The organism is Devosia sp. Leaf64 (genome assembly GCF_001421945.1).
GTDB lineage: Bacteria > Pseudomonadota > Alphaproteobacteria > Rhizobiales > Devosiaceae > Devosia.
Genome location: NZ_LMLO01000005.1, coordinates 89,488 through 103,061 on the forward strand (window position 1 = coordinate 89,488; position 13,574 = coordinate 103,061).

The following is a 13,574-nucleotide window of genomic DNA, read 5'->3' on the forward strand; positions in this document are numbered from 1 at the left end:
CGTTCGTCTCGTGTGCCATATCGTGTTCCTCGCTATCTGATCGTGCCTGTTGCCAGGCTTGGTTCGCTATGTCGTATGCATCCTGATGGTGCCGGTGCCGGCCCGCTGGATGCAGTCTTGTTCCTCAGTGGGCACGCTTTTCGACCGGGTCGTACTTTTCGTACGGCTCAGCGAACAAAGTCGCGTCCATGCGTGGGGAGCGGCGCTGCATCCAAATGGCCGCTCATAATTCGAGCTATCTTAGCTCCGCCTATTCGTTTCCGCTATCCTGTAACGGGCCAGCCGAACCAGCGTGCGCACTTGGCCGCGGAGAGCGGGGTGCGCGTCAGATAGGACAGAAGCACTGCCCTAACGCCTTCACATTTGCATAATTCCAAACTGCGAGCAAGCGCTTTTGCCAGATTTGAGACACAAATAATAGGACTTTGCTGGCGAAAGAATAGGAAAGCGTAGGAGAACCACGCTAGAAAACGCAAAAAGCGCGCTGGTCGGCGCGCTTTTTATGGTTAATGGCGGGTAAATCCTATTCGAGATGGGATTTGATGAACCACAGGTCCTTGTCGAGCTCGCGCGAGAAATTGGTGAGAATATCGGCCGTGTCGGCATCGCCGGCTTCGTCGGTGGTGTCGATATCTTCGCGGACCTGGTTGGCGAGGGCAGCATAGCGCTCGGCGAGGGCGGCGAGGTGATCGGCAACCTTGCGGATATCGGTGGGATAGGCTTCGAGGCTCGTGGCTTTGGCGACAACCTGGCTGGTGCCAAGCGCAATGCCGTCGAGCTGGGCGACGCGTTCGGCGATGATGTCGACGTGATTGTCGATTGCCGCGCGCATGGGATCGAGCATTTCATGGACGCCGATGAAATTGGGGCCCTTCAAATTCCAGTGGGCTTGCTTGGTGATCAGGGCGAGGTCGATGGCGTCGGCAAGGCGCGCATTGAGCACGTCGATGACGGCGGCCTTGGCATTGGATTTGAGGGTGATCGAGGGAGTCTTCATCGGGAATGGTCCTGACGCTGGTTTTGAAACTGAGGGCTCTTGAGCCGTGTGCATCTTCAACTGGTGGCGGTTGGGACTCGTTCCTTGTGATGTGGGGTGTCGGAGCGCGATTTTCTCAGTCGGGGCCTTCTGCTGTGGGTGAGGCACGCTCGGCGTCGTGGCTCTCAATACCCCCACCTAACCTCCCCCTGATAGGGGGAGGAACGCTCCGGTGGTTGGCTAGGCTGACAAACAAAAAGCGCGGCCCCGGGGGACCGCGCCTTCTTCATTCCGGAGACTTCGCCATTCGAGCCTAGCTCTCATGGCCTAGTTGCCTAAAATCGCTCCACCGGAGCGATTTTGCGCTTCGCGCCGGCTCCTAGTTAGTTAACCGACTTGTCCTCGATCGTCGGGGTGCTGCCATTGATCGAAATGGTGCGCGGCTTCTTGCTTTCGGGCAGTTCGCGCTTCAGTTCGAGATGGAGCAGGCCGTTTTCGAGCGTTGCGCCCTGAACCTCGACATAATCGGCAAGCTGGAAACGCAGCTCGAAGGCGCGTTCGGCAATGCCGCGATGGAGGAACTCGCGCTTGGCATCGGCGCTCTCGGCGGCCTTTGCGCCCTTGACGACGAGGCTGTTCTCCTTGGTCTCGATAGCGATATCGCCATTGGAGAACCCGGCTACGGCAATGGAGATGCGATAGGCATCTTCGCCGGTGCGCTCGATATTATAGGGCGGGTAGGATTTGGTTTCCTGGGTGCCCAGCGTGTCGAGGCGGTTGAACAGACGGTCAAAGCCGACGGTGGAGCGATAGAAGGGGGAAAAATCAAAGGTCTGCATTTGTCACATTCTCCGTAAAGCAACGTGTGTTTTCGGGTGCATTTGGCACCCCTCGCCGACGGCTCCCGTGGTGCTCCCAGAAGTGGCGAGCGACCGTTTGGCAGGGCCGGTGTCCCCGGAAATCCGGCGAACGAATGATATTTAGGTGCGGGTTTTCGGGGTTCAAGAGGGGAAAAACGCATCTCTCATGGCGTGCCCGATGAACCGAATATGAATGATAGGGTCCGGCCCGGTTCAGGCGCTGGGGCGCATAAAGTCAGCGTAGGCCACACGGTCTACAAAGCGGTTCCGTCACCCGCCCCCCGCACGGAACCGTCGGTAAAAGAAAGCCAGTGTTCCGCCAGCCCGGAATGCTGGCTTTTCTTTACCTCGCGCGTTTATCGTGCGGCTCAAATTCGGAGGCGCCCGTGACCGCAAAGGTCGATCCCACTGGACCCAAGCTTGCCATCGTCCCATCCAATCCGGTGCCGGACGGCGTTCGGCTGGGCTTTGTGACGACCCCTGATCGGGTCAAGCTGCGCTATGCGATCTGGCCGAAATCGGCGGGGCCGCATCGTGGCACGGTGTGCCTCGTCCAGGGACGCACGGAATATATCGAGAAGTATTTCGAGACGGTCGCCGATTTCCAGGCGCGCGGCTTTGCGGTCGCGACCTTTGATTGGCGCGGGCAGGGCGGTTCGGACCGGCTGATCGGCAATCCGGCGGTGGGTTATGTCGACCGGTTCGAGGATTATTGGACCGATCTCAAGACCTTTCATGGCGAAATCCTGCTGCCCGACTGCCCGCCGCCATTCTATCTCGTCGGGCATTCCATGGGCGGGCTCGCTTCGCTCTTTGCCGCGACGCGCGACCGGATGATGTTCGATCGCATGTTTCTGTCGGCGCCCATGGTCAGTCTTTCAGGCATGGAAGACAGTCTTGGCGCCTGGGGCGGCTTTGCCGAAGTCCTGAGTTTTATCGGGTTAGGCGCCGTGCCGCTCAAGCGGCGGGGCGACAAGCGGCCGACCGAGGCAAGCTTTCTCGACAATCCCCTGACCTCGGACATGCTGCGCTATATGCGCATGGTCGAAACCATTCGTGCCGACGATAGTCTCTATCTCGGCTCGCCCAGCTTCCGCTGGCTCGCTGCCGCCATGCGCGCCATGGTCGAAGCCAATCGCGAAGAGTTTGCGAGCCGGCTGCAGATCCCGCTCCTCGTGCTTGCCGCGGCGCGCGACACGATCGTCTCCACCCCGGCGCTCGAACAGCTCGGCCTGCGGCTGCGCAATGGACGGCACGTCGTCGTCGCCGGCGCCAAGCATGAACTGTTCATGGAAACCGACCCCGTGCGCGGCCAAGTGTTGGCGGCCTTCGACGCCTTCATCACAAATCAGACCCGCTAAGCGTTTCTTAGGGCAATCTCACTAAGGGTTTTTCCTGATCCAGAAGGATCACGAGGGGCCGAAGTGCGTCTTTTCAGGCAATTACTGGCCGACCAGAATGGCAACGTGACTATTATCGTTGCCTTTATGATCATACCGATGTTGGTCTTGGCAGGCGGCGCTACCGATATCGCGCGCTATGAGATGCACCGTGTTCAGCTTCAAGATGGTGTCGATCGCGCTGTACTAGCAGCAGCGGCGCTGACTCAGAAGAAATCGGTCGAAGCGACGGCGCGCGAGTACCTCAAGACCGTTACATTCATTGATCAGGTCGATCTCGACTACGATTACACAGCTGCGTTGAACCACCGCTCGGTAACGATTACCGGGCGATATGAGATGCAAACCAGCTTTTTGCCGCTCATCGGCATCAACACGCTGCCGATGGTGGCAACGGCTACCGCGCAGGAGCGAAAGCAGAACCTCGAAATCTCGCTGATGCTCGATATCTCGGGCTCGATGACTGAAAACAGTCCTTCTCGTATCAGTTTGTTGCGGCCTGCGGCCAAGCAATTCATCGATGCGATGATCACGCCTGATACCGCGCCCTATACCTCGATCAGCATCGTGCCTTATGCGGGTACGGTCAATGTCGGCTCCATCGCCTTCGGGCTTCTCGGTGTGACCCGTCAGCACAATTACTCGTCCTGCGTTGAATTCGACCACGCGGGCAATAAGGACTACGGCACCGGCTGGGTAGCGTTCAACCAACGCGCTCAAGTGCCGCATTTTACCGAGAACCATAAGGACAACCCTGCCGGCAAGGAGTGGTCCTACTGCCCGTATGAAGCAACCTCCATCACCTATCTCTCGAATAATGCGAACGCGCTGAAGACGAGGATCGATAGCCTCAAACTTCATGACGGGACTGGTTCCGGCGTCGCTACAAACTGGGGATTTTTACTGCTGGATCCTTCCGCGCGGCCATTTATCGGACGGATGGCGGCAGCGGGACAGGTCCCTATGCAGTTTGCCAATCGCCCTGCTGCGTTCGACGATAGTGAAACACTGAAAATTCTGGTGCTGATGACGGATGGCGGTATCTCCGCCCAACGGCGTCCGAAGCCTGGCTTGTATAACTATCCGCGCAATCCCGAAGGCGGTGCAAGCAACAACGATTACCAATCACAGTCGGCTGCCTCGACGTCGCTGCGCCGCGTTTGCCAAGTTGCCAAAGAGAAGGGCGTGATTGTCTTTACGATCGGATTTTACACCACCAACGCCGACCTCACGACCTGCGCCTCGAGCGCCAGCCACTTCTACAATGTGACGGGCAGCGGCATCACGCTGGCGTTTCAATCGATCGCCAACAATATCCAAAGCTTGAAGCTCACCCAATGAGCCTATCCATTCTCACCTTGGCACGATGGCTCCGCAGGGACACGCGTGGCGCTGCAGCGGTCGAGTTCGCGCTGGTTGTGCCCATGCTGCTCGCCATCATCTTTTCGACCTTTGAAGGCGGCTGGATCATGCTGCAGTCGATCATGCTTGACCGGGCAGTCGACATGACGGTGCGCGAACTGCGCCTTGGCACATTTGCCAATCCTACGCATGAAGCGATGCGGGCAAAAGTGTGCGAGCGCGCTATGGTGCTTCTCAATTGCGAGGCCTCAATGGCACTCGAATTGATCCCCATAACCGCTGGGGCGGCGAGCTATCCAACCGATGACACCAGATGCGTTGACCGGCGAAGTGAGATTGCCCCGGTGCTGCGCTTTAATGGTGGCGCGCGATCGGACATTATGTTCGTGCGCGCTTGTTACGTCGTTTCTCCAATAACGCCCGGCCTTGGCCTATCGCTTGCACTGAACAAGGACGAGAGCGGCGCGCTACGGCTCATTTCCAAATCCGCATTCATCAACGAGCCCGCATGATGACGCAGATTTTCATTCGGTTCTTAAAGAATGAGAGTGGAGCTTCGGCGACGGAGTTTGCGATGTTCCTGCCCATATTGATGGCGCTGCTTCTCGCGTCGCTAACAGCTTTCGATATGTTTCGAACGGCGCAAAACGTCGAGAAAGCAACGTTCACCATCGGTGACATGCTGGCGCGTGAAAAGTCCTCACTGACCAAGGCCAAGCTCACGGACATGCTGACCCTTTTGCGGCAGACGGTCTATAGCGCCAATGACGGTGGATTGCGTGTCAGCAGTATCGGGCGTGTGAACGGCGAGTTCGTTCTACGCTGGTCGCAGACCGTGGGGAACAACGTGCCCGGCACCGCACTCAACACCTCGCTTTTCCCCGAGATGGCTGATGGAGATTCGGTGCTGCTGACGGAGAGCTTCGTGCCGCATGAAGCGATGGTCGCCGGGTTCGGGATCAGCGACGTCACGTTTTCGGCGCGCGCAGCCTACCGGCCGCGCTTCGTGTCTTCGATCGCCTTCCAATAACTTTCAAGCCGCGTTGACGAGCGCCAGTGCTTTTTCGAGCAGCGTCTCATTGGCCGCGGCGATGACATTGCCGCCGCCGGTGGGCTCCGAGCCGTCCCAGCAGGCGACGGCGCCGCCGGCTTCGCGGATGATGGGGACGAGGGCGGCGATGTCATAGGTGTTGAGATAGGGCTCGATGACGAGATCGGCATGGCCGGAGGCGAGGAGCGCATAGCCATAGCAATCCATGCCGAAGCGCTGGAGGCGGGTAGCGGCTTCGATCGCGTGCCATTTGGCGAGGAGTTCGGGCGTGTTGAAGAGACGCGGCGTCGTGGCGAAGACGCGGGCTGCCGACAGATCGGTGAGTGCGGTGGTCCGATTGGGCTGGCTGATATCGCCGCGGATGTAGCGGGATTGGCCGGGGACGGCGAGGAAGGTTTCGCCGATAAAGGGCTGGCTCATGATGCCGGCGACGGCGACGCCATCCACGGCAAAGCCGATCAGCGTGCCCCAGACGGGCGCGCCCGAAATAAAGGCCCTGGTGCCATCGACCGGGTCGATGATCCAGGAAAACCGGCTCTCGCCGCTCGTGCCCCATTCCTCGCCGATGACGGCATGATCGGGGAAAGCGTCTTCGATGATGGTGCGGATGACTTTTTCGGCGCCCTTGTCGGCCTCGGTCACCGGATCAAAGCCCACGGCGAGCTTGTTGTCGACAGCAAGCCCAGAGCGAAAGAGCGGCAAGGTGTGCGCGGCAGCAGCTTCGGCGGCCGCAATGAGCGTTGCTTCGACGCGGGCGAAATCGGGCGTGGCGCTGGTCATGAAAATCCTCGGCCGGGGGCGGGCAAGGTGTATTGGCTGGCTCGGCGCCTGACAAGCGCTACTCGGCGGCAGCGCGCTCGGGCGTGACCTGCGGCATCGCCAATTGCACGAGATCGATGCCGATGACGGCGTGGATCATGCTCTCGACGAGTTGGCGCAGCGGCTCGAAGCCGGCGCTTTTTTCGAGCGTTGCCTCGTTCATGTAGAGATGACGGCTGATCTCGATCTGGAGGGCGTGGACGCCATGCTGCGGCCTTCCATAAGCGCGGGTACAGAAGCCACCGGCATAAGGCCGATTGCGCGCGACTTTTAGGCCCGCAGCGCTGAAACCGGTTTCGACAAGGTCGATCAGGGCGGGCGAGCAGGTCGTGCCATAGCGATCGCCGAGCACGATATCGGGCGTGGCGCGCTCGCCATGGCGCCCAAGGCGCGGCATGGAATGGCAATCGATCAGCACAGAAACGCCGAAGCTGGCGGATGCCTCGCTGAGGAGGTTTTGGAGCGCGGCGTGATAGGGATGATAAATGCCCTCGATGCGCATGCGCGCATCTTCGAGCGTCAGGCGATCGCGATAGATAGGTTTGTTTTCGGCGACCACCTTGGCGAGCGTGCCGAGGCCGGCTGCAACGCGCGGCGAGGTGGTGTTGAACCGGTCCGAGAGCGGCTCGACGAACATGGTGGGATCGAGTTCCCAGGGCTCGCGATTGACGTCGAGATAGGCGCGCGGGAAATGCGCGCGCAAAAGCGGGGCGCCAAGATGGGGTGCGCGCGAAAACAGCTCGTCGATAAAGGCGTCTTCGGACTGGCGAATCGACAGGTGATCGAGCCGCGTCATCGCAAGGAAGCGCGGGGGATAGTTGCGGCCCGAATGGGGCGAATTGAAAACGATGGGCGCGACCATGCGGCGGGGCCGGATGGTTTCAAATGCCGGTTGATCCCAATAGTCGGATCGCACGCTGCCTCCGCAGACGGCACCAGGACGGCGCAGTCGAGTGATTTGCTGTCACCCAAGTGTCGCGCGGCGCAACCAACTTGTCCAGACGCCAGCAAAAAGAGCGCAGGTTTGATTGAGCCGGTTTGCGTCCGCTCAAATCTGAATTAAACATCGCTAAAGACCGACTCACCGCCGAACGGGCCCTTTTAGAGGTTTTTGATGAAGCGAATTCTGCTCGCCGAAGACGATAATGATATGCGCCAGTTCCTTACGCGGGCGCTCAAGAATGCGGGCTACGATGTCGTGTCCTTCGACAACGGGCTTTCCGCCTATGAACGCTTGCGCGAAGAGCCGTTCTCGCTGCTCTTGAGCGATATCGTGATGCCGGAAATGGACGGGATCGAACTGGCGCGCCGCGCCACCGAACTCGATCCTGACCTCAAGGTCATGTTCATCACCGGTTTTGCCGCCGTCGCCCTTAATCCTGACAGCGATGCGCCCAAGGATGCCTCGGTCCTGTCCAAGCCCTTCCATTTGAAGGACCTGGTGTCGGAAGTGGAGCGACTGCTCGCCGCCTGATGGTGACGCGCATGCCTTTGTCGCAAAACCGGTATCCACTTTTGGAAGGCATGCGAACGAAGAAATCCACAGGCGCGGAAATGAACCTATTGACCCATTGGTCGCTTCATGGTTTATCCGCGCCACCGGAACGGCGAACGCTGAATCGGTCCCGGAGAGATGGGCGTATAGCTCAGCGGGAGAGCACCTCGTTGACATCGAGGGGGTCACAAGTTCGATCCTTGTTACGCCCACCATCTCTCATTTCCCTGCCGCTAAGCAGCGGGTGCGTAGCTCAGCGGGAGAGCACTGCCTTCACACGGCAGGGGTCACAGGTTCAATCCCTGTCGCACCCACCATTCTTTTCCTAATCGCGATGATCGGCTGTGACGGGTTTGCCGGCGCTGCGCGTTTCGACGCTTGAGCGGACATTGCGCTGGCGCGGTTGCCGCGGAATCTATGATCGTGGCTGTCGTCTGATCCGGGAGGGACGGCGCTTTGAGGTGGCGCGGCGCGGGTCTGTGAACAAGGCGCAACCCGTGTTGCGCCTTCGTTTTAAACCGTGTAGGAACCCGCCACAGTTGGGGTGTCGCCAAGTGGTAAGGCACCGGTTTTTGGTACCGGCATTCCTAGGTTCGAATCCTAGCACCCCAGCCATTTCAAGGTCATTGTTGTGCTGATGAGCTAGGCGTGTGCCACGGCGCGGCTACGCAAAGCCACGTTTCGCGGCCGCGCTTTCAATGCCGCCTTTTGCAGCCAGCAGGTGTTGTTCGGCGTGAGCCGATGCACAGAGCGCTAATTCTCCGATGTGGGGCGGCTTTTGAAGGCCTCAGGCGCTTGCCAGGGCCTTGTGGAGATCGCCGACAGCCTTGGACATGGAGCTGGGTGTATCCCCTGTCACGATGGCGCCGAGGAGCGGGGCGGCTATGCCGGCTTGGCGCAGGGCGAGGGCGTCGTCTGGTGTCAGCGAGAGCTGGCTTGGGACGATGACGGGCACATCGACGGCAGTGACGATTTGGGCATAGCGCTGGAGATCGGCTGGGGTCATGGCCGTACGATAGCGCTCGAAGGGCATGATCGAGGCTTCGATGATGCAGCCCGGTATGGCGGCGATTTTTGTCACGTCCTCGGGCGTGCTGGTCGAGGCGAGGGCGGGCATGGGGCGAAGTTTTGATTGTAGCAGGTGCGGCTGCAGGTGATCCACATAGACGTTGAAGCCTTCAAAGCCGAGGGTGTGCAGCGCGTCCATTTCTTCCGCGGTCGGGACCGTCTCTTGGCCCGCCATGACGAGGAGAGGGCAGCCGAGCTTTGAGAGCTCTTCGAAGAAGGGGCGTTCTTCGGCAAAGGAGCCGAAGGTCGTGCCGGTGGCGCGGTGATAGGCGTTGAGATGGGTTTTGAGCGCATAGGCGCCTGCATCGAGCGCGGCTTTGGCGAGATCGAGATCGTGCCGGGCCAGCGAAACGATGATCGGGAAACTGCCATCGGTCAGCTTTTGGTAGAGCGGGGTCGTCGCGTACATCAGTTGATCCTCTGGCCGGTCGTGGCGTCGAAGAGATGGACGGCAGCGAGGTCGGGCAGGATGTGAATGGTTTCGCCGGGGCGGGCGGCGACGCGTTCGCGGAAGACGCCGGTGACCACGTGTTCGCCAAGGGTCATGGTGACCAGGGTTTCCGAACCCATAGGTTCGACCAGCGAGACAGTGGCCGGGAGGCCGTCGGACGAAAGCTGGAAATGTTCGGGACGGATGCCATAGCTGGCGGCCCCAGTCGCGGTGAGGCCAGCCGGCAAGGGCAGGGTGACGCCAGCGGCCTTGAACTCGGCGCCTGCGATCGTGCCGCCCAGAATGTTCATGGCCGGCGAGCCGATGAAACCGGCGACGAAGAGATTGGCGGGCCGATCGTATAGCTCCAATGGCGCGCCGATCTGTTCGACCTTGCCGGCATGCATCACGACGATGCGGTCAGCCATGGTCATGGCTTCGATCTGATCGTGTGTCACATAGACGGTCGTGACGCCGAGGCGGTGGTGCAGCGCCTTGATCTCGCCGCGCATGACGACGCGCAGTTTGGCATCGAGATTGCTGAGCGGTTCGTCGAACAGAAACACCTGGGGATTGCGCACGATAGCGCGGCCCATGGCAACGCGCTGGCGCTGACCACCCGACAACTGGCGGGGATAGCGATCGAGAAGGTGCGAAAGGTCGAGGATATCGGCGGCCCATTTGACGCGCTCGGCGATCTCGGCCTTCGAGGCGCCGCGATGTTCAAGCGAAAAACCCATATTGGTCGCGACCGTCATATGGGGATAAAGCGCATAATTCTGGAACACCATGGCGATGTCCCGGTCCTTGGGCTCAAGGTCGTTGACGATCCGATCGCCGATGCGAATGTCGCCCTTGGTGATGGTTTCAAGGCCAGCGATCATGCGGAGCAAGGTGGACTTGCCGCAGCCCGATGGACCGACGAGGACGATGAATTCGCCATCGGCGATATCGACATCGATGCCATGGAGGATCTGGACGTCGCCATAGGCTTTCTTGACGGAATGGAGGGAGACGGGGGCCATGGATCAGCCTTTCAAACCGGTATGGGCGAGACCTTCGACGAACTGCTTCTGCGCGACGATGAAGACCAGGAGAACGGGAATGGCGGTCATGGTCGCAGCGGCGAGCTGGATGTTCCACATGGCGCCGCCATAGGCGTCGGTGAACTGGGTCAGCGCCTGGGGCAGGGTAAACATCTGGGTGGAAGAGAGGAAAACGATGGGCTCGAGGTAGAGATTCCACGAGTGGAGGAAGGTGAAGATCGCGACGGCGCCGAGCGCAGGCTTGGCGAGCGGCAAAGCGATGGTCCAGAAAATCTTGAACCGGCCAAGGCCATCGACGCGCGCGGCTTCTTCGAGCTCGCCGGGCAGGGCGATGAAGAACTGACGCATGACGAAGGTCGCAAAGACCGAAGGGGCGCCGAAGATCGGCACGAGGATCAGCGGCCAGTGGGTATTGATCATGCCCCAACCCAGGAACATCTGAAAGAGCGGCACGATGGTGACTTCGGAGGGGATCAGGAGGCCCAGCAGCACGATCATGAAGATGGCATTGCTGAAGGGAAATTTGATCCGCGCGAAGGCATAGCCGGCCATGGAGGAGACGACCATGGTGCCCGCCGTGACGATGGCGGCAATATAGGCCGAGTTCCAATATTGCCGGGCGAAGGGCTGCAATTCGAAGACGCGCTGATAAGTCGAGAAATCGAAGCGGCGCGGCCAGAGATCGGGCGGGAAGGCGAAGATATCGCTGATCGGTTTGACCGACGAGGTGATCATCCACCAAGTGGGGAAGACGAAGGGGATGAGCAGCACGCACATCAGCCCATAAAGGGCGACGCGCAGGCGGGGGGAAAGGTCAGTTCTCATAGAAGACGATCCGCTTGCGCATCTGCCACTGGATGAAGGTGAGCACCGCGACGATCAGGAAAAGGAGGATGGAGAGCGTCGAGCCATAGCCGAAGAAATTGAACTGGAAGGCCTGCTGATAGAGGTAGTAGACCAGCACCGTGGTCGAGACGCCGGGGCCGCCTTTGGTCAGGATGGCAATCTGGGCAAAGACCTGCAGCGAGCCGACGATGGTGATGATCGAGGTGAGCAGAATGGTCGGGGAGATCATCGGCAAGGTGATGCGGCGGAATTGCTTGAAGGGGCTCGCGCCATCGACCTTTGCTGCTTCGTAGAGTTCTTTGGGCACGCCCTGGAGGGCGGCGAGGAACAGGATCATATTGAGCCCGACATTCTTGAAGACCTGCACGACGACGACGGAAATCATCGCCGTGGTTGGCGTACGCAGCCAATTGGGGCCCTCGATACCGAAGACGGCGAGGATGCCATTGATGCCGCCATTAGCCTGCAGCAGGAAACTCCAGACGATGGTCCAGGCGACGAGCGAAACGACGACCGGCGAGAAAAACAGCGTGCGGAAGACGACGATGCCTTTGAGCTTTTGATCGAGCAGCACGGCCAGGAGCAAGGCGAGGCTGAGGTTGAGGACGACGAGGCCAGCCGAAAAGATGGCCGAGGCCAAGAGCACTGGCGGCAGGTTCGGATCGCGCAGCAGCATCTGGTAATTGGCGTCGCCAACAAAGGTGAAGGTGTTCGCCAGCACGTTCCATTCGTGCATGGAATAGTAGAAGACGAGCCCGAGCGGGATCAGCACGAAGGTGATGATGCCCAGGGTCTGCGGCGCAATGAAGAGGAAACCGGCAGCCGCGTCTTTCCGGGCGATGGTCCAGAAGGGGCGTTTTTGGTTTGGGGCGGCGCTGTGATCGTTCATTTCGCCTCGGTGATCGAAAAAAGCTCCCCGACGAAAAGCCGGGGAGCGGATGGAATCAGCGGGCTAGGAGCGGGCTGACGCCCTGGCAGACGCTGGCGAGCACGGCGGGCACATCGGCATCGGCCACCCAGAGGCCATCGAGCGAAGCGCGGATGGTTTGCTGGATCTGGGCGAAGTTGGTGTGACCAGCGATCACCTTGCCGTTCGAGATACCGGCAATGACGACGTTTTCGATCTGCTCAGGAGTAAGCAGCGGATTGGTCTTGCCGAGGGTTTCAGCGTTGAGGAGGTTGGCGCGGGCCGGCGGGAAGAACTGGGCCAGCTTTTCGCTGTTTTCCGGATTGGTCATGTAACCGAGGAATTCGACGGCAACATCGGTGTTCGGACGATTGGCGAAGGCGCCGACGGCGGCCTGGCCGATGACCGAATAGGCGCCGGCCGGACCTTCTGGAAGCGGCACCAGATCCCAATCGAATGGATCGTCCTTGGGGAGGAGCGAAGCGCGCGAAATCTGGGTGATGGTCATGGCGGCGTCGCCGGCAAAGAAGTCGACATTTTCGCCGGGGCCGGGGAGGGCGCCATCAACGAAGATCGCCTGATGAAGGCGGGTCATGGCGTCGACCATGGGCTGTTCAGTAAAGCCGCAGGTCTTGCCGTCTTCGCTCCAGGCATTGGCGCCCCAACCGCGCCAGAAGGCGGTCAGGTTCTGCCAGGTCTGGTAATTGAAATCGCGGATGACGAGGCCGTCCTTGCCGCTGTCAGCCACGGCCTTGGCGGTCGCGAGCGCGTTTTCCCAGGTCCATTCGCCCGAGGCGATAAGTTCGGCCGGGGTCTTGGCACCGGCTGCGGTCACCAGGTCATTGTTGACGAAAACGGCGAAGGGCGAGGTCGAGAACGGATAGGCATATAGCTGGCTATCGCGGGTCCAGAGCGCCGTTGCGGCTTCGGTGACGTCGTCGAGGTTGTAGCCCTCGGTATTGGTGAAGGCTTCAGTCAAGGGCGCAAGGGCACCGGAATTGACGAAGTCGGCGGCGCTGGTTTCGAAAATCCAGGCGAGATCGGGCGGGTTGCCGCCGGCGATCTGGGTGGTCAGCGTCGTCGTGTAGTTTTCGAACGGCAGCGGCTCGAAGGTGACGGACACATTGGGATGCGTCGCCTTAAAGCCTTCGGCGATTTCGTTGAACAGCGCCAGATGCGCCTCGTTGGCGCTCCAGATGGTCATGCGCAGATTGACTGCGTCCTGGGCCCAGGCGACGCCGCTCCAGGCGAGAGGCAGAAGAATGCCGGCTGAAGCCGCCGTGGCTTTGAGCATTGCAAGTCTGGTCATCGTTT

The 13,574-nt window shown here is 60.2% G+C and carries 14 protein-coding genes and 3 tRNA genes; 8 read left to right on the forward strand and 9 right to left on the reverse strand.

Annotated elements, in window-relative coordinates:
• Positions 1 to 523: 523 nt before the first annotated feature.
• Both dps and ASE94_RS02970 read right to left on the reverse strand, forming a co-directional pair.
• Positions 524 to 997 carry a DNA starvation/stationary phase protection protein Dps gene (gene dps, locus ASE94_RS02965; RefSeq protein WP_046144029.1) on the reverse strand — a complete coding sequence of 158 codons (474 nt, stop codon included), beginning with the start codon at positions 995 to 997 and terminating at the stop codon, positions 524 to 526.
• Between the two features lie 362 nt (positions 998 to 1,359).
• Positions 1,360 to 1,815, reverse strand: a complete 456-nt coding sequence (locus tag ASE94_RS02970; protein ID WP_061909628.1) for an Hsp20 family protein — start codon at positions 1,813 to 1,815, stop codon at positions 1,360 to 1,362.
• Positions 1,816 to 2,222: 407 nt separating this feature from the next.
• Here ASE94_RS02970 and ASE94_RS02975 point away from each other — a divergent pair, with 407 nt between their 5' ends.
• The 4 genes from ASE94_RS02975 (at position 2,223) to ASE94_RS02990 (ending at position 5,628) form a co-directional block, all read left to right on the forward strand.
• Complete coding sequence (locus tag ASE94_RS02975) at positions 2,223 to 3,197, forward strand: alpha/beta hydrolase (RefSeq protein WP_162236033.1); 975 nt, start codon at positions 2,223 to 2,225, stop codon at positions 3,195 to 3,197.
• A 63-nt stretch (positions 3,198 to 3,260) separates the two neighbouring features.
• Entirely contained in the window at positions 3,261 to 4,577 is a 1,317-nt protein-coding gene (locus ASE94_RS02980) for a TadE/TadG family type IV pilus assembly protein (protein WP_062629147.1), read from the forward strand.
• Entirely contained in the window at positions 4,574 to 5,110 is a 537-nt protein-coding gene (locus ASE94_RS02985; RefSeq protein WP_062629148.1) for a TadE/TadG family type IV pilus assembly protein, read from the forward strand. The genes ASE94_RS02980 and ASE94_RS02985 overlap by 4 nt, the downstream gene beginning before the upstream one ends.
• Positions 5,107 to 5,628, forward strand: coding sequence for a TadE/TadG family type IV pilus assembly protein (locus ASE94_RS02990; protein WP_062629149.1), 522 nt, complete (start codon positions 5,107 to 5,109; stop codon positions 5,626 to 5,628). Before ASE94_RS02985 ends, ASE94_RS02990 begins: the two co-directional genes overlap by 4 nt.
• A 3-nt stretch (positions 5,629 to 5,631) precedes the next feature.
• Here ASE94_RS02990 and hisN read toward each other — a convergent pair whose 3' ends face one another.
• Positions 5,632 to 6,429 carry a histidinol-phosphatase gene (hisN, locus tag ASE94_RS02995; protein ID WP_062629150.1) on the reverse strand — a complete coding sequence of 266 codons (798 nt, stop codon included), beginning with the start codon at positions 6,427 to 6,429 and terminating at the stop codon, positions 5,632 to 5,634.
• A 58-nt stretch (positions 6,430 to 6,487) separates the two neighbouring features.
• The gene (locus ASE94_RS03000) at positions 6,488 to 7,384 is read right to left on the reverse strand and encodes an N-formylglutamate amidohydrolase (RefSeq protein ID WP_061909616.1); all 897 of its coding nucleotides are present in this window, start codon (positions 7,382 to 7,384) and stop codon (positions 6,488 to 6,490) included.
• 198 nt (positions 7,385 to 7,582) lie between these two features.
• Here ASE94_RS03000 and ASE94_RS03005 point away from each other — a divergent pair, with 198 nt between their 5' ends.
• The 4 genes from ASE94_RS03005 (at position 7,583) to ASE94_RS03020 (ending at position 8,578) form a co-directional block, all read left to right on the forward strand.
• Positions 7,583 to 7,942: a response regulator gene (locus ASE94_RS03005; protein ID WP_061909614.1), complete on the forward strand. Its 360-nt coding sequence runs from the start codon at positions 7,583 to 7,585 to the stop codon at positions 7,940 to 7,942.
• 161 nt (positions 7,943 to 8,103) lie between these two features.
• A tRNA-Val gene (locus ASE94_RS03010) sits at positions 8,104 to 8,178 on the forward strand.
• A gap of 27 nt (positions 8,179 to 8,205) precedes the next feature.
• A tRNA-Val gene (locus ASE94_RS03015) sits at positions 8,206 to 8,280 on the forward strand.
• Positions 8,281 to 8,503: 223 nt separating this feature from the next.
• Positions 8,504 to 8,578: transfer RNA gene (locus ASE94_RS03020), tRNA-Gln, on the forward strand.
• A gap of 172 nt (positions 8,579 to 8,750) precedes the next feature.
• Here ASE94_RS03020 and ASE94_RS03025 read toward each other — a convergent pair.
• From ASE94_RS03025 to ASE94_RS03045, 5 genes are read right to left on the reverse strand one after another with little or no spacing between them, the layout of a single operon-like run.
• Complete coding sequence (locus ASE94_RS03025; protein WP_062629151.1) at positions 8,751 to 9,440, reverse strand: hypothetical protein; 690 nt, start codon at positions 9,438 to 9,440, stop codon at positions 8,751 to 8,753.
• Positions 9,440 to 10,486: a sn-glycerol-3-phosphate ABC transporter ATP-binding protein UgpC gene (gene ugpC / locus ASE94_RS03030; protein WP_062629152.1), complete on the reverse strand. Its 1,047-nt coding sequence runs from the start codon at positions 10,484 to 10,486 to the stop codon at positions 9,440 to 9,442. Before ugpC ends, ASE94_RS03025 begins: the two co-directional genes overlap by 1 nt.
• Before the next feature lie 3 nt (positions 10,487 to 10,489).
• Positions 10,490 to 11,332, reverse strand: coding sequence for a carbohydrate ABC transporter permease (locus tag ASE94_RS03035; RefSeq protein ID WP_046142392.1), 843 nt, complete (start codon positions 11,330 to 11,332; stop codon positions 10,490 to 10,492).
• Complete coding sequence (locus ASE94_RS03040; protein WP_062629153.1) at positions 11,322 to 12,242, reverse strand: sugar ABC transporter permease; 921 nt, start codon at positions 12,240 to 12,242, stop codon at positions 11,322 to 11,324. Before ASE94_RS03040 ends, ASE94_RS03035 begins: the two co-directional genes overlap by 11 nt.
• Positions 12,243 to 12,297: 55 nt before the next feature.
• Positions 12,298 to 13,569, reverse strand: a complete 1,272-nt coding sequence (locus ASE94_RS03045; RefSeq protein WP_062629154.1) for a sugar ABC transporter substrate-binding protein — start codon at positions 13,567 to 13,569, stop codon at positions 12,298 to 12,300.
• Positions 13,570 to 13,574 lie beyond the last annotated feature (5 nt).

Bases quoted from the DNA above. Each gene is read 5' to 3' on its own strand.
- ASE94_RS02985 (WP_062629148.1), top strand. From the start codon at position 4,574: ATGAGCCTATCCATTCTCACCTTGGCACGATGGCTCCGCAGGGACACG.
- ugpC (WP_062629152.1), bottom strand. From the start codon at position 10,486: ATGGCCCCCGTCTCCCTCCATTCCGTCAAGAAAGCCTATGGCGACGTC.
- ASE94_RS03005 (WP_061909614.1), top strand. From the start codon at position 7,583: ATGAAGCGAATTCTGCTCGCCGAAGACGATAATGATATGCGCCAGTTC.
- ASE94_RS03045 (WP_062629154.1), bottom strand. From the start codon at position 13,569: ATGACCAGACTTGCAATGCTCAAAGCCACGGCGGCTTCAGCCGGCATT.
- dps (WP_046144029.1), bottom strand. From the start codon at position 997: ATGAAGACTCCCTCGATCACCCTCAAATCCAATGCCAAGGCCGCCGTC.
- ASE94_RS02970 (WP_061909628.1), bottom strand. From the start codon at position 1,815: ATGCAGACCTTTGATTTTTCCCCCTTCTATCGCTCCACCGTCGGCTTT.
- hisN (WP_062629150.1), bottom strand. From the start codon at position 6,429: ATGACCAGCGCCACGCCCGATTTCGCCCGCGTCGAAGCAACGCTCATT.
- ASE94_RS03040 (WP_062629153.1), bottom strand. From the start codon at position 12,242: ATGAACGATCACAGCGCCGCCCCAAACCAAAAACGCCCCTTCTGGACC.
- ASE94_RS03035 (WP_046142392.1), bottom strand. From the start codon at position 11,332: ATGAGAACTGACCTTTCCCCCCGCCTGCGCGTCGCCCTTTATGGGCTG.
- ASE94_RS02990 (WP_062629149.1), top strand. From the start codon at position 5,107: ATGATGACGCAGATTTTCATTCGGTTCTTAAAGAATGAGAGTGGAGCT.
- ASE94_RS03025 (WP_062629151.1), bottom strand. From the start codon at position 9,440: ATGTACGCGACGACCCCGCTCTACCAAAAGCTGACCGATGGCAGTTTC.